Origin of the sequence: Pseudomonas putida, assembly GCF_028682455.1 — a bacterium.
GTDB lineage: Bacteria > Pseudomonadota > Gammaproteobacteria > Pseudomonadales > Pseudomonadaceae > Aquipseudomonas > Aquipseudomonas putida_AA.
The window spans coordinates 135,706-153,734 of record NZ_JANHLD010000001.1; the positions used below are offsets into that span (position 1 = coordinate 135,706).

Below are 18,029 nucleotides of genomic sequence, written 5' to 3' on the forward strand. Positions count from 1 at the left end.
TTAACTGTTCGGACAAAATAAACGAACACTTTGCCTATGCACCTTACCCTCGACCGCCACTCATCCACGCCTCTGGTGCAACAGGTGGCTGATCAACTGCAGGCATGGATCGAGCACAAGCGGCTGCGTCCTGGCAGTCGCTTGCCGTCGATCCGCCAGTTGGCACGCGAGCAGGGGCTTAGCCAGTCGTGCGTGATCGAGGCCTATGACCGGCTGGTGGCGGCCGGCTGGCTACAGGCGCGTCACGGCGCGGGCTTTTTTGTCGCCGAGCACAAGCTCCATGAGCCGCTGCTCGACCAGCCATTGCGCGATGAAATGTTCGACAGCCGCTGGCAGCAGTTCAGTGATGACGCCGTGTTGCTCAACCTCTGCTGTGGCTGGGTGCCGTCCACGTGGCGTGCCAGCGAAGCCATTGCTCAAGCCGTACGGCAGGTAAGCCGAGGCGCTGTTGAAGAGCTGATCGACTATTGCCCGCCAATGGGTCTGGCCAGCCTGCGCATGCAATTGCACAAGGGGCTTGCCCAGATCGGGATTCAAGTTGGCCCGGAGCAGATACTGACGACCCTGGGCGCCAGTCATGCCCTCGACCTGTTGGTCAGGACCTTGCTCAAGCCGGGTGACAAGGTGTTGGTGGAAAGCCCGGGTTATTACAACCTGTATCGACTGTTACGCCAGCACCAGGTCGAAATGCTGGAGATGCCACGTACCACCAGTGGCCCGGACTTGCAGGTGCTCGAAGCGCTGCTCAAGCATCATCGCCCACGCTGCCTGTATATCAACAGCTTGTATCAAAACCCTACCGGCAGCAGCCTGGCGCCCAAGGTTGCCTATCGCCTGCTGGAGCTGGCCCGTGAATACGATGTACAGATTATCGAGGACGATATTTATGCCGACTTCCAGGAAGGCACGGTGACACGCCTGGCTACCTTGGACGCCGAGCAACGGGTGATTTACCTGGCCAGTTTCTCCAAGACATTGAGCAGTTCGCTGCGGGTCGGTTACCTGGTGGCGCCCCCTGCGCTGATCGCCCGGCTGGCAGAGCTCAAGATGGTCACCGGGCTTGGAACCTCCCGTTTTGCTGAGCAGGTAGTAGCGCAGATGCTGGCCACCGGAACTTACCGAAAAAGTGTGGCACGCCTGCGCCTGCGCCTGGCCCAGCACATGGCCAAGGCGCTGGCGCAACTGGAGGCGTATGGGTGGGAGGTATTCACCGAGCCTTATGGCGGCATGTTCGTCTGGGCCCGCTGCCCGGGCCGTGATTTTGCTTCGCTTGCCCGTGAGGCGCAGGCCTGTTCGGTGCTGCTGGCGTCGGGCAGTGCATTCGACCCCCAGGGTGCTGCCAGTGACTGGTTGCGGATAAACGTCGCCTACGCTCAGGACCAGCGGGCGCAGGCGTTCCTTCTGCGTGCAGGACGCCCCTTGTAGGAGTGGGTTTGCCCCGCGATGCGATGTGACAGCTAGATCGCTATCGCGAGGCAAGCCCGCCTACGCGGCTTTGCGCCAGTTGAGTATCAGCAGCGTCAGTACGCCCGCCACGATTCCCCAGAACGCCGAGCCAATCGAGAACAAGGTAAAGCCCGATGCGGTCACCATGAAGGTGATCAGCGCCGCTTCTCGTTCCTTGGCCTCGTTCATGGCTACCGTCAGGCCGTTCATGATCGAACCGAACAGGGCCAGCGCGGCGATCGAGAGCACCAGTTCCTTGGGCAGGGCGGCGAACAGGGCGGCGAGGGTGGCGCCAAAGATGCCGGCAATACCATAGAAAATTCCGCACCAGACGGCTGCTGTGTAGCGCTTGCTCGGGTCTTCGTGGGCGTGGGGGCCGGTGCAGATCGCCGCGCTGATGGCGGCCAGGTTGATCCCGTGGGAGCCGAAGGGCGCCAGTACCAGTGAGGCCAGGCCCGTCACCGAGATGAGTGGCGAGGCGGGTACCTGGTAGCCGTCGGCGCGCAGTACGGCCACGCCGGGCATGTTCTGCGAGGTCATGGCGACCACGAACAAGGGGATACCGATGCTGATGGTGGCTGCCAGGGAAAAGCTCGGTGTGGTCCACACCGGCGTGGCCACCTCCAGGCTGAAGCCGCTGAAGTCGAGCAGGCCCATCGCCCCCGACAATGCAGTGCCGACCAGCAATGCGGCGAGCACGGCATAACGCGGCGACAGGCGCTTGATGATCAGGTAGCTGAAGAACATTCCCAGTACCAGCGTGGTGCGATGCTGGGCGGCAATGAAGATTTCACTGCCGATCTTGAACAGGATACCCGCCAGCAATGCGGACGCCAGTGAGGCGGGGATACGCTTGACCAGGCGCTCGAAGCTACCGGTGAGACCGCAGATCACGACCAGCACGGCGCAGGTGATGTAAGCCCCGATGGCTTCGCCATAACTGACACCGCCCAGGCTTGTGATCAACAGGGCGGCACCCGGGGTCGACCAGGCGACGGTGATGGGGGTGCGATATCGCAACGAGAGGCCGATGCTGCACACGGCCATGCCGATCGACAGGGCCCAGATCCACGAGGAAATCTGGGCGCTGGTCAGGCCGGCAGCTTGTCCAGCCTGGAACATCAGCACCAGGGAGCTGGTGTAGCCGGTCATCATGGCGATGAAACCTGCGACCACGGCCGAGGGGGAGGAGTCGGCCAGCGGGCGCAATTGCGCGGAGGTGGCGTCGGGCATGGGGCAATCCTTGTTCTGGGTGTAAGCAGATTTTTCAGACTACCGTGCAGCTCCTTGATCTTTGCCATACAGCAACCATTGCATTTAGCCGTACAGTCGCCAACTATGTGGGCGGGCACGTTTCAGCCATTGAATGGGGGAAGTGATGTACAAGGTTTACGGTGATTACCAGTCGGGCAACTGCTACAAGGTCAAGTTGATGCTGCATTTGCTTGACCTGCCCTACGAATGGCACTCGGTGGATATCCTCAAGGGTGAGACAGAAACCCCGGCGTTCCTGGCCATGAACCCCAATGGCAAAGTGCCCGTGCTTGAGCTCGAGGACGGCACTTACCTGTGGGAATCCAACGCGATCCTGAACTTCCTCGCCGATGGCAGCGAGTACCTGCCCACCGAGCCGCGTCTGCGTACCCAGGTGCTGCAGTGGCAGTTCTTCGAGCAGTACAGCCATGAGCCGTACATAGCCGTGGCGCGCTTCATCCAGTATTACCTGGGGTTGCCACAAGAGCGCCTGGAGGAATACAAGACCTTGCACAAGGGCGGCTACAAGGCCCTGCGGGTCATGGAGAAACAGCTGCAACTAACGCCGTATCTGGTGGGTGATCGCTACTCGATCGCCGACGTTGCCTTGTATGCGTACACCCATGTCGCCCATCAGGGCGGGTTTGACCTGGATGCGTACCCGGGCATCCAGGCATGGCTGGAACGCGTGGCCAGCCATCCCCGTCATGTGACCATGATCGGTTGATCGATCAGGCGGCGAAACGCTTGTTGAGGTAGTCGATGATCACCTTGGATTCGTACATCCAGGTGGTCTTACCGTCTTCTTCGATGCGCAGGCACGGCACTTTGATTTTGCCACCTTCGCTGAGCAGGGTCTGGCGATCCTGTTCGTTGTTCTTGGCATCGCGCAGGCTCACCGGCACGTTCAGGCGATGCAGGGTGCGACGGGTTTTCACGCAGAATGGGCAGGCGTGGAACTGATACAGGCTAAGGCCCTTGGCCTGTTGCTCGATCAGGGCCTGGGCAGCCGGGTCACGCTTGAGCTTGGCCGGGCGGCTGATCCAGTCGGCGAATACAATTAACTGGCCAAGGCCCACACGCAGTGCTTTGACGATCATGGCAACTCCTCGGAATGAAAAAAGCCGACCCCCGAGGGTCGGCTCGCAGGCACGCCCGATTACTTGATCAGGCTGAGAAACTCGCTGCGGGTCGCGGCGTTTTCGCGGAATTCGCCGAGCATCACCGAAGTGATCATGGTCGAATTCTGTTTTTCCACACCGCGCATCATCATGCACATGTGCTTGGCTTCGATAACCACAGCCACGCCCAGTGCGCCAGTGACCTTCTGGATCGCTTCGGCGACCTGGCGGCTGAGGTTTTCCTGGATCTGCAGACGACGGGCGTACATATCGACGATACGCGCTACCTTCGACAAACCCAGGACCTTGCCATCGGGAATGTAGGCCACATGGGCCTTGCCGATGAACGGCAGCATATGGTGCTCGCACAGCGAGTACAGCTCGATGTCCTTGACCAGGACCATTTCGCTGTTGTCGGAGCTGAACAGGGCGCCGTTGGTCACTTCTTCGAGCGTTTGTTCATAACCGCGGCAAAGGTACTGCATGGCCTTCGCAGCCCGCTTGGGCGTGTCGAGCAGGCCCTCGCGGGAGACGTCCTCGCCGAGCTGGCCGAGGATAGCGGTGTAGTTCTGTTCCAGGGACATGGATCTACCTGTGGGAATTATCGCAAACGCGAAGGGTACGGCGGCTGTGGCGGCGCTGCAAGTACGGCGTTACTCGTCACGGCCTTCGAGCATGGTTCGTTTGAGCATCACATACACTGCTCCGGTGCCGCCATGGCGGGCCTGGCAGGAGGTAAAGCCCAGTACCTGAGGGTGCTGGCGCAGCCAGGTGTTGACGTGGCTCTTGATCATCGGCCTCTTGCCATCCAGGCGTACAGCCTTGCCGTGGGTGACGCGCACGCAACGGACTTCGAAGCGGGTCGCCTCGGCGAGAAACGCCCACAGGGTTTCACGGGCTTTTTCAACGTTCATGCCGTGCAGGTCGAGACTGCCTTCAAAACCGACCTGGCCAAGCTTGAGCTTGCGCATCTGGCTTTCCTGGACACCGTCACGGCTCCAGTGCAGGTCATCCTCGGGGCCAACATCGATGACAAACTGGTCAGAAAGGCCGTCGACCACAGTCTGGTCGCTGCGCACGGTGGCGGCCTGACGCAGGCCGGCCAACTGCTTGCGGTCGGCCTTGGGTTTGCCGACTTCGGCGCGATCATGCTTGATCGGCTTGACGCCGCGCATTTCGCTTTTGAACAGGGAAAAATCGTCGTCTTGCATGTAAGCCTCCGCCTGGGCGGCGTAGTTTACGCGACTCCCCCGCAGGTTGCAGTCAATCGTGTTTTTTCATCAGGTGGGGCGACAGGTTCAGTTCGCGGCTGCGCCGCAGACGAAGACGGCTGCGGCGCCAGAACCAGATACCCAGGTACAGCAGCACCAGGCCCGCGGCGAGAATCACCGCGGCACCGGCCCGATTGGCATTGAGCTCGGCCAGCGCTTCAGGGTTGCCCAGCAGGCTGGCGGCGCCAGCCATGGCCAGCAGAATACCTGCGGTGGCCAGCAGCGCCGAGAATGCCGCCGCCAGGCGAGCGCCCCAGTTACGTGGTTGACGCTGGCGCAAGCGCTTGGCATCGAAACCGTCGTTCAACTTCATGCCGATTCCTCTATGGATATCCGCAGTTGGACTGAAACGCCGCCGGGTGGTTCCGCCAGCCCGTCGGCCGACCTGTCAGATCAGGCTGCTGGTCGGCGCCACGCAGGCGAAGTTGTCGGCCATGATCGCCATCTCGCTCTGCTGGATTTGCGCAGCAGCAATGACACCGTCCTTGAACGGCAGGTCGCGGGTGGCACATGCATCCTCGATCAGGGTGCAACGGTAACCATAGTCCTTCGCCCGGCGCACGGTGGTGCTGACGCTCGAATGGCTCATGAAACCACAGACGATCAGGTCCAGGTGGCCGTAACTCTGCAGGGTTTCGTGCAGCTTGGTGTTCTTGAAGGCGTTGGGCATGCGCTTCTCGATGATCACCTCGTCACCCTGGGGCTCAAGGCCCGGGATGAATTCGCCGCGCGAACCTTGAGGGTCGAACAGGCCACCGACGGTACCCAGGTGGCGCACGTGGATGATCGGACGACCGGCCTTGCGGGCAGCCTCGAGCATTTTAGCGATGTTCTTCACAGCCTCGTCCATGCCGGAGAGTGCCAGCGGACCGCTGAGGTACTCTTTTTGCGCGTCGATAATGACCAGGCTGGCATTGCTCAGTTTGGCTGGCGGATAGCCGCGGCCGCTGAGGTGGAACATCGTCGTTGGAACAGACATCAAGGGCTCCTTTGGATAGGGCTTTTCACCTATTGTCCCCTGCCTGAGCACTTATGTGAATCGCTTCGCGTACAAGCGGCGTGGTTAGTGGCCTGCAGCCACCCCGGCAATTCTCTTACGCGGCGTTTTGGGCGACCTTTTCTGCGACCGGGCTGTTAGAATTGCGGGTCGTCTTTCAAGGAGTCTGTCGTGATCACTTCTCGCCTGCGCACCCTGCGCGATCATATCCGTTGGGCTGTCAGCCGTTTCCATGAGCGTGGCCTGTTTTTCGGGCATGGTGCCGACAACGCCTGGGACGAGGCGCGGCTGCTGGTGCTGGGTTCGGTCCACTTGCCCTGGGAAGTCGCCGACAGCTACCTGGACTGCCAGTTGGAGGACGACGAGTTGGTGCACCTGCAGCGTCTGCTCAAGCGCCGGATCGAAGACCGTGTGCCTACTGCCTACCTGTTGGGGGAGGCGTGGTTCTGTGGCATGTCCTTCATCGTCGACGAGCGTGTGTTGATTCCGCGCTCGCCCATTGGTGAGCTGATCGAAAAGCGCTTCGAACCGTGGCTGGCCAGCGAGCCTGCGCGCATTCTCGACTTGTGCACCGGCTCCGGCTGCATTGGTATCGTCAGTGCCGAAGTGTTCCCGGACGCCGAAGTGGTGCTGGCCGACTTGTCGTTCGAAGCGCTGGAAGTGGCCAATCAGAACATCGAGCGCCATGGTCTCGAGGAACGGGTGTTCACCGTCCAGGGCGATGGCTTCGAAGGTTTGCCGGGGCAGCGTTTCGACCTGATCCTGTCCAACCCGCCGTATGTCGATGCCGAGGATTTCGCCGACATGCCGGAGGAGTACCACCACGAGCCGGAGCTGGGCCTGGCCTGTGGCAACGATGGCCTGGACCTGGTGCGGCGCATGCTGGCCGAGGCCGCCGACCATCTGACTGAAAAAGGCCTGCTGATCGTTGAAGTGGGCAACAGCCAGGTTCACGTCGAGGCGCTTTACCCGGAAGTGGATTTTGCCTGGCTGGAGTTCGAGCGTGGTGGGCACGGGGTGTTCATGCTCACGGCGGATCAGTGCCGGCAGCATCAGAAGCTGTTTGCTTCCAAGGTGTAGGATTTTTCGCGGGGCAAGCCCGCTCCTGCAGGTTGTCTGTGGGAGTGGACTTGCCCCGCGCTACATTCAGCGGTGCGTCGCAATCCAGATCAGCAGCCCGGCCTGGAACACAGCGAACGCCACCAGGCAAGTAATGGTAAATCGCAGGCCGCTGTCTTCACGACGGTACTTGTTTACCCGCTCATCGCGTTCGCGCAATTGCGCTTCTTTTTCCTGCAGGGTCTGCTCGGCCTGCTGAAGCATCTGCGCGGCCTCGAGTATCTCCACCCGCTGCACCTTTTCGGTGTTCCAGCCGCCCTTGAGTTCACCGACCTGCAGTTCGACGTAGCGCCCCTTCAGGTGCTGGGCGTCGGCATATTCCACTTCCAGGCCATGGCTGTCGAGCACGTGATCGCGGCGCAGGCGAGTGTCTTCGTTCAGCGCATCCTTGTTCGCCAGCGCGCCGCCTTCGACCCGGTAGTGCGACCACTTGCGTTGGGCCCAGCTCACCGCGTGGGCCAGTAGAAAACGACCCAGGCCACGGTTGAGCGGTTCGATCTGCAGGCCGCTGTCAGGGCCAATGCGCACGCTCTTTTCCTGGTGGTCGACCCAGATGTCCAGGTGGTTCTGCTCCTTGCGCACTTTTTGCCCGGGCAACTGGATTGCCATGCGCAACAGGCTGATGTCCTTGTTGTGCCGCTCGGCATACCCGTACTGCACGAAGCGCAGCGGCCGGGCGCCGCTGTTGCGGTCGGTCGGCAGGGGTGCCAGGCGCAGCATCTGGAAATGCTCCGGGGTAACTTCTGCCCAAGGCAGTGGGGCGGGTTCCGGCGCGTCCTCTTGGGTGTCGGGGGCGTCCTGGTGGGCGGCTTCAGTCATCACGGCGATCCTCTTGTGCACAGCAGGCTGGACACAATCACGATGCCAGCATCGGCTTTATCGGCAGGATTCTTCGGGACTGGAGGCACAATTTCGGTGAACGCCGCTCAGGCCGCGGGCAGCCTGTGGATAAAGTCGACGATCCGCTCTCCCAGTTCGCTGGCCTGTGGCAATTTCGGATTCAGGTAGCTGTCACGTTGCTGGCTGGCGTCTGCCGGGGCAATGCGCAGCATGTGGTTCATGCCCTGGATCAGTGCCAGTTCGGCATCCGGCTTGGCGGCCTTGAGGCGTTCGGCATTGCTGACATCGACCTGGACATCATGGGTACCCTGGACGATCAATGCCGGGACTTCGACCTTCGCGAACGCCGCGGCAGGATCCTGGTGGAAGAGTGAGATCAAGTAAGGCTGTACCGAAGGCCGCAACAGGTTGCGCAAGGGCGGCGGGACATTGGGGGGGGTAAGGCCGGCCTTGAGTGCATCCAGTGCCTGTGCTGCGCCGGGTTTGTAACGGGCAGCCAGCCGGTCAACCAGTTGCGCGCGCATCACTTCGTCAACCGGCCGGCCGCTGCCCGCCACGCTGATCAGGGCGCTGGCACCACCGGGTTCCGCCGCCAGGCTGGCGATCAACGCACCTTCGCTGTGACCGAGCAGGATCAAGGGGCCGAAACGAGGGTCGGCGCTGAGCTTGCGACTCCAGGCCACGGCGTCGGCCACATAGCCTTCAACCGTGAGGGTGCGCTCGTCCGGCGCCGCCGCCTGGCTGGCAGCTACGCCGCGTTTATCGTAGCGAACACTGGCGATGCGGTTGTTCGCCAGCACCAGGGCCAGTTGCCTGAGGTTGTCGGTATTGGCGCCGTCGGGGTTGTTGCCATTGCGATCGGTGGGGCCGGAGCCGGCGATGATCAACACCACCGGCGGCGGTTGTTCGGTGCGCGGCAGCAGCAAGCTGCCATACAGCGTACCGCTACCGGTATCAAGGCTGATCGGGCGTTGCAGCACCGTGGGGGTAGCGGCCTGGACCAGACCGCCGAACAACAGAGCGACTACCGCGAGAACGCGCAACATCATGAGGCCACTATCGGGAAGGTGGAGTTTGGACCGGGGGCGCGGCAGAAGGTTCGCCGTCAGGGATGAACTGAATGGTTAGCCTGCGTATACTGGCGTCCTTGTTCAAATCAGGCTGATTCGCGGAGCGTCCTGCATGTCCGGCAATACCTACGGCAAGCTGTTCACTGTCACCACCGCTGGCGAGAGCCATGGTCCGGCGTTGGTCGCCATAGTCGACGGCTGTCCGCCGGGCCTGGAAATCTCGCTCGCCGATCTGCAGCACGACCTCGACCGGCGCAAGCCGGGCACCAGCCGGCACACCACCCAGCGCCAGGAAGCCGATGAGGTCGAGATCCTGTCGGGCGTGTTCGAGGGGCGTACCACGGGTTGCTCCATCGGCCTGTTGATCCGCAACACCGACCAGAAGTCCAAGGATTACTCGGCGATCAAGGACTTGTTCCGCCCGGCCCACGCCGACTACACCTACCACCACAAATACGGTGAGCGCGACTACCGTGGTGGCGGTCGCAGTTCGGCGCGAGAAACGGCCATGCGTGTCGCGGCCGGTGCCATCGCCAAGAAATACCTGGCGACCCAGGGCATCCAGATTCGCGGCTACATGAGCCAGCTCGGCCCGATCGAAATCCCGTTCAAGACCTGGGATTCGGTCGAGCAGAATGCCTTCTTCAGCCCGGACCCCGACAAGGTTCCGGAGCTGGAGGCGTACATGGACCAGCTGCGCCGTGACCAGGATTCCGTCGGTGCCAAGATCACCGTGGTAGCCGAAGGCGTCATGCCAGGCCTGGGCGAGCCGATCTTCGACCGCCTGGACGCCGAGCTCGCCCATGCCCTGATGAGCATCAACGCGGTCAAGGGCGTGGAGATCGGCGCCGGTTTCGCCAGTGTCGCCCAGCGTGGCACCGAGCACCGTGACGAGATGACCCCTGAAGGTTTTCTCAGCAACAATGCCGGCGGCATTCTCGGCGGGATTTCATCCGGCCAGCCGATTGTCGCCCACCTGGCCTTGAAGCCGACGTCGAGCATCACCACGCCCGGCCGCTCCATCGACATCCATGGCAATCCGGTCGAGGTGATCACCAAGGGCCGTCACGACCCGTGCGTCGGTATCCGTGCCACGCCCATCGCTGAAGCGATGATGGCCATCGTGCTGGTGGATCACCTGCTGCGTCATCGCGGACAGAACGCCGACGTGAAAGTCACCACTCCGGTGCTGGGCCAGCTGTAATGCTGGCATCTGCCAAGCGCGCTGCGGCCTGCTGAGCCGTGGCGCCGATTCCCTACTGGCGGTTGTCCAGTTTCTACCTGTTCTATTTCGCCTTGCTCGGTTCTACAGCGCCTTTTCTGGCGCTGTATTTCGATCACCTGGGTTTTTCCAGTGCGCGTATCGGTGAGCTGGTGGCCATTCCCATGCTGATGCGCTGCATTGCGCCAAACCTCTGGGGCTGGCTCGGCGATCGCACTGGCCAACGCCTGCTGATCGTGCGCCTGGGAGCGCTGGCGACGCTGGCGACGTTCTCGCTGATCTTCTTCGACAAGAGCTATGCCTGGCTGGCGCTGGTGATGGCGTTGCATGCCTTTTTCTGGCATGCGGTGTTGCCGCAGTTCGAAGTGATAACCCTGGCCCACCTCCAGGGCCAGACCGCGCGCTACAGCCAGGTCCGGTTGTGGGGCTCGATCGGCTTCATCCTCACCGTGGTCGGTTTGGGGCGCTTGTTCGAGGGTTTGAGCCTGGATGTCTATCCGCTGGCGCTGGTGATCATCATGGCCGGCATTGTGCTGGCCAGTCTCTGGGTGCCCAACGCCCAGCCACCTGGCCAGAACGAGCGCAGCAGCGGGGGAGGCTTCCTCAAGCAATTGGCCAGTCCCGGTGTGGCGGCATTTTATGTGTGTGTGGCGCTGATGCAGCTCAGTCACGGCCCGTACTACACCTTCCTGACCTTGCACCTTGAACATCTGGGCTACAGTCGCGGCATCATCGGCATGCTCTGGGCGCTGGGGGTAGTGGCCGAGGTACTGATGTTCCTGGCCATGAGCTGGATCCTGGCCCGCATGTCGCTGCGCCGGGTACTGATGGCGAGCTTTGCCCTGGCCGCCCTGCGCTGGCTGCTACTGGGCAATTTTGCCGAACACCTGGGCGTGCTGCTGTTTGCCCAGGTACTTCACGCGGCCACGTTCGGCAGTTTTCATGCCGCCGCTATCGCCTTTGTGCAGCGCAGTTTTGGCGCGCGCCAGCAGGGGCAGGGGCAGGCCTTGTATGCCGCCCTGGCCGGTACCGGTGGCGCGCTGGGTGCATTGTATGCGGGCTACAGCTGGAACCTGCTGGGCGCGGCTACCACCTTTAGTATTGCCAGCGTCGCCGCCCTGGCGGCAGCCGTTATCATTGCGACTCGAATGAAAGAGGACAGGGCTTGAGCCTTGGCCGTGACCATTGGCCGGAATAAGGAGTTGCCCTGATGAGCAGCCTGACCGTGTATCACCAGTCCACCCCGGATATCCCCAACAAAGTCCTGACCCATCTGGAAGATATCGCTGCCACCTTGGCCGAGCAGGGCGTGCGCTTCGAGCGCTGGCACGCCCTGGCGCCGCTCCAGTCGGGGGCAAGCGATGAAGAGGTGATTGCGGCCTATCGGCAAGACATCGACAGCGTGATGAGCGAACGCGGGTACACCTGCGTCGATGTTATCCGCGCGACGGATACCCGCTTGCTCGACGAGCACACGCGGGACCAAGACCTGGTGCGATTTTTCGCCGCAGGCCGTGGCCTGTTCAGCCTGCATATCGACGACTACCTCTATGCGGTGCTGTGTGAGAAAAACGACCTGATTTGTGTGCCTGCGGGCGTACGCCATTGGGTCGATATGGGGGATGACCCGCGATTTGTCGCGATTGGGCTGGGCACCAGCCGCGAGGCTGGGGTGGTCACATCGACGGGTGAGAAGATTGCAGAACAGTTCCCGCGCCTTGACGATTGAGCGTTCGCGGGGCAAGCCCGCTCCTGCACATCGTGTAGGAGCGGGCTTGCCCCGCGATGCATTCATTCACCGATAAGTCGGCAACGCAAACCGCTGCTGGCTCTGCAGCATGGAAATCACCGGCAACTCACTGGCCTGCTCGGCCAGGTCGCGGCGAATCGCACTGATCGCCCAGGACAATTGCTCTGCGCAGTGCAACTGGCCGTAGGAGAGCGAGCGCTTGATTTGCTTGCCATCGGCTGCACGCAATGTCAGCAGAATGCCGCCATCGGGGCGCGCCTGGGTGGAGACGTCGTAGGCGGAGAATACCGAGGCGAATTTTTCCTGGATGAGGTCCATATCAGCTCCTGACTGTAGATGGCAGACATGGAGTGATGAGTGCAGCGACTGTGCCAGATTTGCAGTTATCAAAAAATCCTTTAAAAACAACTAGTTAAAATAATTCTTGGTGCACCGTGCCGTGCATTCTGCAGGGTCGTGCAGTTTGCACAGTGCATTTTGCATGATGCCCTGGCCAATAGATTTACGCTGTCGGGGCAATGACTTATCTGACATTGACCTGGGGCCGCCTGTGACAAAGACTTGGGCTTTACCGGCTACCAGGAGGTTCCCCATGTCCGACCCACGTACACCCGTGCAGATGAATGATGACGAAGCTGTGGAATTTGCCGAGCAGGTATTCGATCGTGCCCGGCAGGGTGACGCCACCATGCTCGACCGCCTGCTGGAAAAAGACCTGCCGGTGAACCTGCGCAATGGCAACGGCGATACCTTGCTGATGCTCGCCAGTTATCACGGCCACCTGGATGCGGTGCGGGTGCTGCTGAAGCATGGCGCCGACCCGCAGATCGCCAACGACAAAGGGCAGCTGCCTATTGCTGGCGCGGCATTCAAGGGCAATCTGGAAATGATCCAGCTGTTGCTGGAGCAGGGCGCACAGGTTGATGCAACCTCTGCTGACGGCCGTACCGCCTTGATGCTGGCCGCCATGTTCAACCGCACAAGTATCGTCGAGTACCTGCTGGGCAAAGGCGCCAACCCTGCGCACCGCGATGCCCAGGGCACCACGGCACTCGCAGCGGCCCAGACCATGGGCGCCGCCGATACCGCCGCGCAGCTGCAGGCGCTGGCCGGCTAACCCCCAGGGGCCTTTTGCGGCTATCCTTGGCGACTTTTTTATCGTCGCAGGGCCCCTCATGAAATCCCAACTGGTCGAACTCATCGGCAAAATCAGCGCTGGCTGCATGCGCGAAGACGATATCGAGCGTATCGCCGACGAAGCCGCCCAGGCCTACGCCGACCCCCACGCCTTCCTCGCCGCCAACCCGGATATCAACTACGACGATAGTTTTCCCTTCCCCCTGGGTGAATGGATCATCGTCGGCAGCCTGCCAGATACCGTGTTGTTCCAGGCCGACACCTACCAGGACCTGTTCGCCCAGATCGTCGACTCCTTCGACAAGAGCGTCCCGTTCAACCTCAAGCCCAAGCAACTGGCCAAGGTCGAACCGTTGACAGCACTCAACCGCATCCAGGTGCAGATGGGCGCGATGAACAAGGAGGCGGGCGGCTATGTGCTGATGAACTTCAGCCAGTTGCTCGATGATGAGCTGCAGATGGTGATGGTCGGCAATGAAGATCTGGCGCGGGTGCTGGAGCTGTGCGCCGAGGTGGGGATTGCCGCAGCGCCTGCACTGGAGGCGCTGCGGGTGGCGGTACACGTTTAACCCAGCGCGGTATCGAGGAACATCATCACTGCAAAGCCGCCCATCAGGCCGAGGGTGGCTGAGGTCTGATGGCCATTGCGGTGGGTTTCCGGAATCACCTCGTGGGACACCACGAAGATCATCGCCCCGGCAGCCAGGCCCATGCTCACGGGGTAGGCAATGGCAAAGCCGGTGGAAATGCCCAGGCCAATGACCGCGCCAATGGGCTCCATGAGGCCGGAACCGATGGCTACCAGCGCCGCCTTCAGGTTCGAAAGCCCGGTGGCGCGCAGGGCCAGGGCTACGGCGAGGCCTTCGGGAATGTCCTGGATGGCGATGGCGCTGGTCAGCGGCAGGCCGACATTCAGATCCCCATTGGCAAAACTCACCCCGATGGCCATGCCTTCGGGCAAGTTGTGCAGGGTGATTGCCAGCACGAACAGCCATACCCGGTTGATCCGTTCGGCTTGCGGCCCGCAGGGGCCGGTGCTTTCGTGTTCGTGCGGGGTGAAGCGGTCCAGCCCCAGCATGAGCAGCACCCCAAGGCCCATGCCCACCACGACGGTCAGGGCCGCATAGGGGCCGTTGCCGGTGATTTCGCGCGCGGCGTCCAGGCCCGGCAAAATCAATGAGAACGAACTGGCCGCGAGCATCATGCCGGCGGCAAAGCCAAGCATCACGTCCTGGCTGCGGGCACTCACGTCACGCAGTACCACAGCCATGATCGCGCCCAGGGCGGTAGCGGCAAACCCGGCCAATCCGCCGAGCATGGCCATGTGAAGGTTTTCCTGGTGATCACCGTGCACGGCGTTCCAGGCGCTGGCCATCAACAGGCCAAGCACCGCCAGCAGGCTCATGCCCAATCCGGCGCTCAGCCAGGGCGTGGATTGCGCCTGTTGCACCCAGGCGCTCCAGAGGGAGACTGGAGAAGGGCTGCTGGAGCTTTGGGCGGGGGGCATAAAGACCTCTCTGAAACAAATCGATGGAGCGAGTGTAACCAGCGTGGCGGCGGCGCAGCCAACGATTCGCGTCTATGAGGCTTATAGCCAGCTATCCTTCTGGGCAAACGCGAACAAAGGGAGCGACATCATGGGTTCCACCTTCAACGGCCTGGTAGGCCTGATTATCCTCGCACTGGATATCTGGGCGATCATCAATGTGGTCAAAAGCAGTGCCGGCATGGGCGCCAAGATCCTCTGGATCCTGTTGATCCTGCTGCTGCCGGTGCTGGGCTTGATTATCTGGGCGATTGCCGGGCCGCGGGGGAATGTGCGGCTGTAACGAATTTGCGGGGCAAGCCCGCTCACACAGAGCTGGTGGGAGCGAGTTTGCCCCGCGATTCCTATCCTTCAAATCAACCACGCCCCTTCAAGCTCCAGCAACAATTGCTTGCGCTCCACTCCCCCGGCATACCCCGTCAACGTTCCGTTGCTGCCGATCACCCGGTGGCACGGCACGATGATCGAAATCGGATTGGCGCCATTGGCAGTACCCACCGCGCGAACGGCCCGCGGACGGTTGATCTGCTGCGCCAGGTCGCCGTAGCTGCAGGTCGTACCATAGGGAATACGCTGCAATGCCGCCCACACCTCGCGCTGAAACGCCGTGCCCTGCGGTGCCAGCTTGAGCTGGAATTGCTCGCGCGTACCGGCAAAGTACTCATCCAACTGACGCGCCACCTCATCCAGCTGACTGCCTGCAGGCTGCCATTGGGTGGGCAGTTCCCAAGGCTGTGCAGCGTCCATGTGGACAAGGTGCAGCCCATGTTCGTCACCCGCCAGCAACAGAGGGCCGAGCGGGCTGGGCAGGTAGCGGTAATACATGACAGGAGGCTCTGGTCGGTAAGTGATAGGCAAAGATACCGCACCCTGCGCAGGTCATCACCGATCATGTCGGCAACCTGGCGGACAACGAAATTTTCACATTCGATTATGGAAAATCCGCGCGCGCAATTATCCGTTCGCCGAATGGCCGTGCATTGCCCTCGGGTTTAGTGCACATTTGCCGATTCGTTTTTTCGCCTTCTTGAATCAATCCTAGGGATCTTCCAATCCATGGCTAACACGGACGCCTTGAGTGATCAGCGGGCTGCGTCGCGCCCGCTGCAACCAACGCTAAAATCGCACCTGGCCTACACGCTGCTGTGCGGCCTGGTGATCATGCTGATGCTCAGCCTGGTACGCCTGGCGCTGCTGATCTACAACAGCGACATGATAGGCGACACGCCGATGTCGACCGTCGCCGAGGGCTTTCTCAATGGTTTGCGCTTCGACCTGCGGGTCGTGGTCTACCTGAGTATCCCGCTGTTGCTGGCCATTCTCAGTGCCCGTGCCATGGCCGCGCGCGGCCTGTTCCGGGCGTGGCTGACCATCGCCTCGAGCATCGTGATGTTCCTGGGCCTGATGGAACTGGACTTCTACCGTGAGTTCCACCAGCGCCTCAACGGCCTGGTGTTCCAGTACGTGAAGGAAGATCCCAAGACCGTATTGAGCATGCTCTGGTACGGCTTCCCGGTGGTGCGCTACCTGTTGGCGTGGATTTTCGGTACCTGGTTGCTGAGCCTTGTGTTCAAGGGCATCGACCGCCTGACCCGTCCGCGTGGCAGCTATGAGAACAAAGTTGCCGGAAGTCGCAGCGTGGCGCCTTGGTATGTGCGTGGCGTGGTGTTCTTCATGATTCTGCTGGTCGCCGTCATCGCAGCCCGCGGCACCCTGCGCCAGGGCCCGCCCATGCGTTGGGGCGATGCCTTCACCACCGACTCGAACTTCGTCAACCAGTTGGGCCTCAATGGCACCCTGACCCTGATCGATGCTGCCAAGAGCCGTTTCGGCGAAGACCGCGCCAATATCTGGAAGTCGACCATCGAGCAAGGCCTGGCCACCCAGACCGTGCGCGACATGCTGCTGACCGACAACGACAAACTGGTCGATGCCGACAGCGCCGCCGTTCGCCGTGACTTCACCCCGCCAGCCGACAACACCCTGCCGATCAAGAACGTCGTGGTGATCCTGATGGAGAGCTTCGCCGGTCACTCGGTGGGCGCTCTGGGCAGTCCGAACAACATCACCCCGTACTTCGACAAGCTGGCCAAAGAAGGCCTGCTGTTCGACCGCTTCTTCTCCAACGGCACCCATACCCACCAGGGCATGTTCGCCACCATGGCCTGCTACCCGAACCTGCCAGGTTTCGAGTACTTGATGCAGACCCCCGAGGGCGGCCACAAGCTCTCCGGCCTGCCGGCATTGCTCAGTGCCCGCGACTATGACGACGTCTATGTCTACAACGGCGACTTTGCCTGGGACAACCAGTCGGGCTTCTTCGGCAACCAGGGCATGACCACGTTCATCGGCCGCAACGACTTCGTCAATCCGGTGTTCTCCGACCCGACCTGGGGTGTGTCCGATCAGGACATGTTCGACCGTGGCGCCGAAGAGTTGGCCAAGAACTATGGCAAGAAGCCGTTCTATGCGCTGCTGCAGACCTTGTCCAACCACACCCCGTACGCGCTGCCCAAGGATCTGCCGGTAGAGCCTGTGACCGGCCAGGGGCGCCTGGACCAGCACCTGACCGCCATGCGCTACTCCGACTGGGCCCTGGGCCAGTTCTTCGAGAAGGCGCGCAAGGAGCCGTACTTCAACGAAACCCTGTTCGTCATCGTCGGCGACCACGGCTTCGGTAACCACCAGCAGGTCACCGAGTTGGACCTGGGCCGTTTCAACGTGCCGCTGCTGCTGATTGCCCCCGGCATTCAGGAGAAGTTCGGCGCGGTGAACCACACCGTGGGCACCCAGATCGACATCGTACCGACCATCATGGGGCGCCTGGGCGGCGAAACCCGTCACCAGTGCTGGGGCCGCGACCTGCTCAACCTGCCGGCGGGCGACGAGGGCTTCGGCATGATCAAGCCATCGGGTAGCGAGCAGATTGTCGGCCTGGTCAAGGGTGATCGCATCCTGATCGAGTCCAAGGACATGTCGCCGCGGATGTATCGCTACCAGTTGGGTGCCGACTTCAAGGCCGAGCTGATCGAGAGCCCGGACCAGAAGGACCTGACCCACAAGCTCGAGTCGTTCATCCAGACCGCAACCAAGAGCTTGCTGGACAACACGGCAGGTGTCGTCCATGGCACGCCGCAATAAGCGGTAGCCATGTGCTGGAAAAAGAGGCCCGTCGGGCCTCTTTTTTTTGCCGGTGGCGCGCTGCGGCTGAACATTCACCTGCGCAGTGGGTCAACGGAAGGTAGGCCGATTCACC

At 61.7% G+C, this 18,029-nt stretch carries 21 protein-coding genes; 10 read left to right on the plus strand and 11 right to left on the minus strand.

Annotation, left to right across the window (positions count from 1 at the left end):
• Nucleotides 1-36: 36 nt before the first annotated feature.
• Nucleotides 37-1,425: a PLP-dependent aminotransferase family protein gene (locus tag NPS58_RS00635; RefSeq protein ID WP_274112722.1), complete on the plus strand. Its 1,389-nt coding sequence runs from the start codon at nucleotides 37-39 to the stop codon at nucleotides 1,423-1,425.
• A 60-nt stretch (nucleotides 1,426-1,485) separates the two neighbouring features.
• On the opposite strand, the gene NPS58_RS00640 is transcribed toward NPS58_RS00635, so the two are convergent.
• Complete coding sequence (locus NPS58_RS00640) at nucleotides 1,486-2,679, minus strand: benzoate/H(+) symporter BenE family transporter (RefSeq protein WP_274112724.1); 1,194 nt, start codon at nucleotides 2,677-2,679, stop codon at nucleotides 1,486-1,488.
• 145 nt (nucleotides 2,680-2,824) lie between these two features.
• Here NPS58_RS00640 and NPS58_RS00645 point away from each other — a divergent pair, with 145 nt between their 5' ends.
• Nucleotides 2,825-3,427 (plus strand): glutathione S-transferase family protein, encoded by a 603-nt coding sequence (locus NPS58_RS00645; protein ID WP_274112726.1) that lies wholly within the window; start codon nucleotides 2,825-2,827, stop codon nucleotides 3,425-3,427.
• A gap of 4 nt (nucleotides 3,428-3,431) precedes the next feature.
• Here NPS58_RS00645 and NPS58_RS00650 read toward each other — a convergent pair whose 3' ends face one another.
• From NPS58_RS00650 to NPS58_RS00670, 5 genes are all read right to left on the minus strand, one after another.
• A complete protein-coding gene (locus NPS58_RS00650) occupies nucleotides 3,432-3,800 on the minus strand; it encodes a glutathione S-transferase N-terminal domain-containing protein (RefSeq protein ID WP_274112728.1) in 369 nt (122 codons plus the stop codon).
• A gap of 59 nt (nucleotides 3,801-3,859) precedes the next feature.
• The gene (folE, locus tag NPS58_RS00655; protein ID WP_028943701.1) at nucleotides 3,860-4,405 is read right to left on the minus strand and encodes a GTP cyclohydrolase I FolE; all 546 of its coding nucleotides are present in this window, start codon (nucleotides 4,403-4,405) and stop codon (nucleotides 3,860-3,862) included.
• Between the two features lie 69 nt (nucleotides 4,406-4,474).
• A complete protein-coding gene (locus tag NPS58_RS00660) occupies nucleotides 4,475-5,032 on the minus strand; it encodes a Smr/MutS family protein (RefSeq protein WP_274112730.1) in 558 nt (185 codons plus the stop codon).
• 52 nt (nucleotides 5,033-5,084) lie between these two features.
• Nucleotides 5,085-5,405: a hypothetical protein gene (locus NPS58_RS00665; RefSeq protein WP_274112732.1), complete on the minus strand. Its 321-nt coding sequence runs from the start codon at nucleotides 5,403-5,405 to the stop codon at nucleotides 5,085-5,087.
• Nucleotides 5,406-5,480: 75 nt separating this feature from the next.
• Nucleotides 5,481-6,071: a cysteine hydrolase family protein gene (locus NPS58_RS00670; RefSeq protein ID WP_028943704.1), complete on the minus strand. Its 591-nt coding sequence runs from the start codon at nucleotides 6,069-6,071 to the stop codon at nucleotides 5,481-5,483.
• Nucleotides 6,072-6,260: 189 nt separating this feature from the next.
• On the opposite strand from NPS58_RS00670, the gene prmB reads away from it, so the two are divergent.
• Nucleotides 6,261-7,169 (plus strand): 50S ribosomal protein L3 N(5)-glutamine methyltransferase, encoded by a 909-nt coding sequence (gene prmB / locus NPS58_RS00675; RefSeq protein ID WP_274112733.1) that lies wholly within the window; start codon nucleotides 6,261-6,263, stop codon nucleotides 7,167-7,169.
• Nucleotides 7,170-7,235: 66 nt separating this feature from the next.
• On the opposite strand, the gene NPS58_RS00680 is transcribed toward prmB, so the two are convergent.
• Both NPS58_RS00680 and NPS58_RS00685 read right to left on the minus strand, forming a co-directional pair.
• Entirely contained in the window at nucleotides 7,236-8,027 is a 792-nt protein-coding gene (locus NPS58_RS00680; protein ID WP_274112734.1) for a hypothetical protein, read from the minus strand.
• Between the two features lie 107 nt (nucleotides 8,028-8,134).
• On the minus strand, nucleotides 8,135-9,097 hold the full coding sequence (locus NPS58_RS00685; protein ID WP_274112735.1) for an alpha/beta hydrolase: 963 nt from the start codon (nucleotides 9,095-9,097) through the stop codon (nucleotides 8,135-8,137).
• A gap of 133 nt (nucleotides 9,098-9,230) precedes the next feature.
• On the opposite strand from NPS58_RS00685, the gene aroC reads away from it, so the two are divergent.
• The 3 genes from aroC to NPS58_RS00700 are packed head-to-tail and all read left to right on the plus strand — an operon-like array spanning nucleotide 9,231 to nucleotide 12,069.
• Complete coding sequence (gene aroC, locus NPS58_RS00690) at nucleotides 9,231-10,322, plus strand: chorismate synthase (protein WP_274112737.1); 1,092 nt, start codon at nucleotides 9,231-9,233, stop codon at nucleotides 10,320-10,322.
• A gap of 38 nt (nucleotides 10,323-10,360) precedes the next feature.
• Nucleotides 10,361-11,509: an MFS transporter gene (locus NPS58_RS00695; protein WP_274112739.1), complete on the plus strand. Its 1,149-nt coding sequence runs from the start codon at nucleotides 10,361-10,363 to the stop codon at nucleotides 11,507-11,509.
• A 41-nt stretch (nucleotides 11,510-11,550) separates the two neighbouring features.
• Nucleotides 11,551-12,069: a 1,2-dihydroxy-3-keto-5-methylthiopentene dioxygenase gene (locus NPS58_RS00700; RefSeq protein ID WP_274112741.1), complete on the plus strand. Its 519-nt coding sequence runs from the start codon at nucleotides 11,551-11,553 to the stop codon at nucleotides 12,067-12,069.
• A gap of 66 nt (nucleotides 12,070-12,135) precedes the next feature.
• Here NPS58_RS00700 and NPS58_RS00705 read toward each other — a convergent pair whose 3' ends face one another.
• Nucleotides 12,136-12,408 carry a DUF3509 domain-containing protein gene (locus NPS58_RS00705; protein ID WP_274112743.1) on the minus strand — a complete coding sequence of 91 codons (273 nt, stop codon included), beginning with the start codon at nucleotides 12,406-12,408 and terminating at the stop codon, nucleotides 12,136-12,138.
• Nucleotides 12,409-12,682: 274 nt separating this feature from the next.
• Here NPS58_RS00705 and NPS58_RS00710 point away from each other — a divergent pair, with 274 nt between their 5' ends.
• Both NPS58_RS00710 and NPS58_RS00715 read left to right on the plus strand, forming a co-directional pair.
• On the plus strand, nucleotides 12,683-13,207 hold the full coding sequence (locus NPS58_RS00710; protein ID WP_274112745.1) for an ankyrin repeat domain-containing protein: 525 nt from the start codon (nucleotides 12,683-12,685) through the stop codon (nucleotides 13,205-13,207).
• A 58-nt stretch (nucleotides 13,208-13,265) separates the two neighbouring features.
• Nucleotides 13,266-13,796 carry a hypothetical protein gene (locus tag NPS58_RS00715; protein WP_274112747.1) on the plus strand — a complete coding sequence of 177 codons (531 nt, stop codon included), beginning with the start codon at nucleotides 13,266-13,268 and terminating at the stop codon, nucleotides 13,794-13,796.
• On the opposite strand, the gene NPS58_RS00720 is transcribed toward NPS58_RS00715, so the two are convergent.
• Entirely contained in the window at nucleotides 13,793-14,734 is a 942-nt protein-coding gene (locus tag NPS58_RS00720; RefSeq protein WP_274112749.1) for a ZIP family metal transporter, read from the minus strand. The genes NPS58_RS00715 and NPS58_RS00720 overlap by 4 nt on opposite strands.
• A gap of 130 nt (nucleotides 14,735-14,864) precedes the next feature.
• Between NPS58_RS00720 and NPS58_RS00725 the strand changes: the two genes are divergently transcribed.
• Nucleotides 14,865-15,056, plus strand: coding sequence for a PLDc N-terminal domain-containing protein (locus NPS58_RS00725; protein WP_274112751.1), 192 nt, complete (start codon nucleotides 14,865-14,867; stop codon nucleotides 15,054-15,056).
• A gap of 68 nt (nucleotides 15,057-15,124) precedes the next feature.
• Here NPS58_RS00725 and NPS58_RS00730 read toward each other — a convergent pair whose 3' ends face one another.
• The gene (locus NPS58_RS00730) at nucleotides 15,125-15,598 is read right to left on the minus strand and encodes a methylated-DNA--[protein]-cysteine S-methyltransferase (RefSeq protein ID WP_274112753.1); all 474 of its coding nucleotides are present in this window, start codon (nucleotides 15,596-15,598) and stop codon (nucleotides 15,125-15,127) included.
• Between the two features lie 231 nt (nucleotides 15,599-15,829).
• On the opposite strand from NPS58_RS00730, the gene NPS58_RS00735 reads away from it, so the two are divergent.
• On the plus strand, nucleotides 15,830-17,914 hold the full coding sequence (locus NPS58_RS00735) for an LTA synthase family protein (protein WP_274112755.1): 2,085 nt from the start codon (nucleotides 15,830-15,832) through the stop codon (nucleotides 17,912-17,914).
• Nucleotides 17,915-18,029: the final 115 nt, after the last annotated feature.

Coding starts and splice junctions, on each gene's coding strand:
- NPS58_RS00705 (WP_274112743.1), bottom strand. CDS start 12,408: ATGGACCTCATCCAGGAAAAATTCGCCTCGGTATTCTCCGCCTACGAC.
- NPS58_RS00650 (WP_274112728.1), bottom strand. CDS start 3,800: ATGATCGTCAAAGCACTGCGTGTGGGCCTTGGCCAGTTAATTGTATTC.
- NPS58_RS00645 (WP_274112726.1), top strand. CDS start 2,825: ATGTACAAGGTTTACGGTGATTACCAGTCGGGCAACTGCTACAAGGTC.
- NPS58_RS00685 (WP_274112735.1), bottom strand. CDS start 9,097: ATGATGTTGCGCGTTCTCGCGGTAGTCGCTCTGTTGTTCGGCGGTCTG.
- NPS58_RS00635 (WP_274112722.1), top strand. CDS start 37: ATGCACCTTACCCTCGACCGCCACTCATCCACGCCTCTGGTGCAACAG.
- NPS58_RS00640 (WP_274112724.1), bottom strand. CDS start 2,679: ATGCCCGACGCCACCTCCGCGCAATTGCGCCCGCTGGCCGACTCCTCC.
- NPS58_RS00735 (WP_274112755.1), top strand. CDS start 15,830: ATGGCTAACACGGACGCCTTGAGTGATCAGCGGGCTGCGTCGCGCCCG.
- NPS58_RS00665 (WP_274112732.1), bottom strand. CDS start 5,405: ATGAAGTTGAACGACGGTTTCGATGCCAAGCGCTTGCGCCAGCGTCAA.
- NPS58_RS00725 (WP_274112751.1), top strand. CDS start 14,865: ATGGGTTCCACCTTCAACGGCCTGGTAGGCCTGATTATCCTCGCACTG.
- NPS58_RS00700 (WP_274112741.1), top strand. CDS start 11,551: ATGAGCAGCCTGACCGTGTATCACCAGTCCACCCCGGATATCCCCAAC.
- NPS58_RS00710 (WP_274112745.1), top strand. CDS start 12,683: ATGTCCGACCCACGTACACCCGTGCAGATGAATGATGACGAAGCTGTG.
- NPS58_RS00715 (WP_274112747.1), top strand. CDS start 13,266: ATGAAATCCCAACTGGTCGAACTCATCGGCAAAATCAGCGCTGGCTGC.
- folE (WP_028943701.1), bottom strand. CDS start 4,405: ATGTCCCTGGAACAGAACTACACCGCTATCCTCGGCCAGCTCGGCGAG.
- NPS58_RS00720 (WP_274112749.1), bottom strand. CDS start 14,734: ATGCCCCCCGCCCAAAGCTCCAGCAGCCCTTCTCCAGTCTCCCTCTGG.
- NPS58_RS00730 (WP_274112753.1), bottom strand. CDS start 15,598: ATGTATTACCGCTACCTGCCCAGCCCGCTCGGCCCTCTGTTGCTGGCG.
- NPS58_RS00670 (WP_028943704.1), bottom strand. CDS start 6,071: ATGTCTGTTCCAACGACGATGTTCCACCTCAGCGGCCGCGGCTATCCG.
- NPS58_RS00660 (WP_274112730.1), bottom strand. CDS start 5,032: ATGCAAGACGACGATTTTTCCCTGTTCAAAAGCGAAATGCGCGGCGTC.
- aroC (WP_274112737.1), top strand. CDS start 9,231: ATGTCCGGCAATACCTACGGCAAGCTGTTCACTGTCACCACCGCTGGC.
- NPS58_RS00680 (WP_274112734.1), bottom strand. CDS start 8,027: ATGACTGAAGCCGCCCACCAGGACGCCCCCGACACCCAAGAGGACGCG.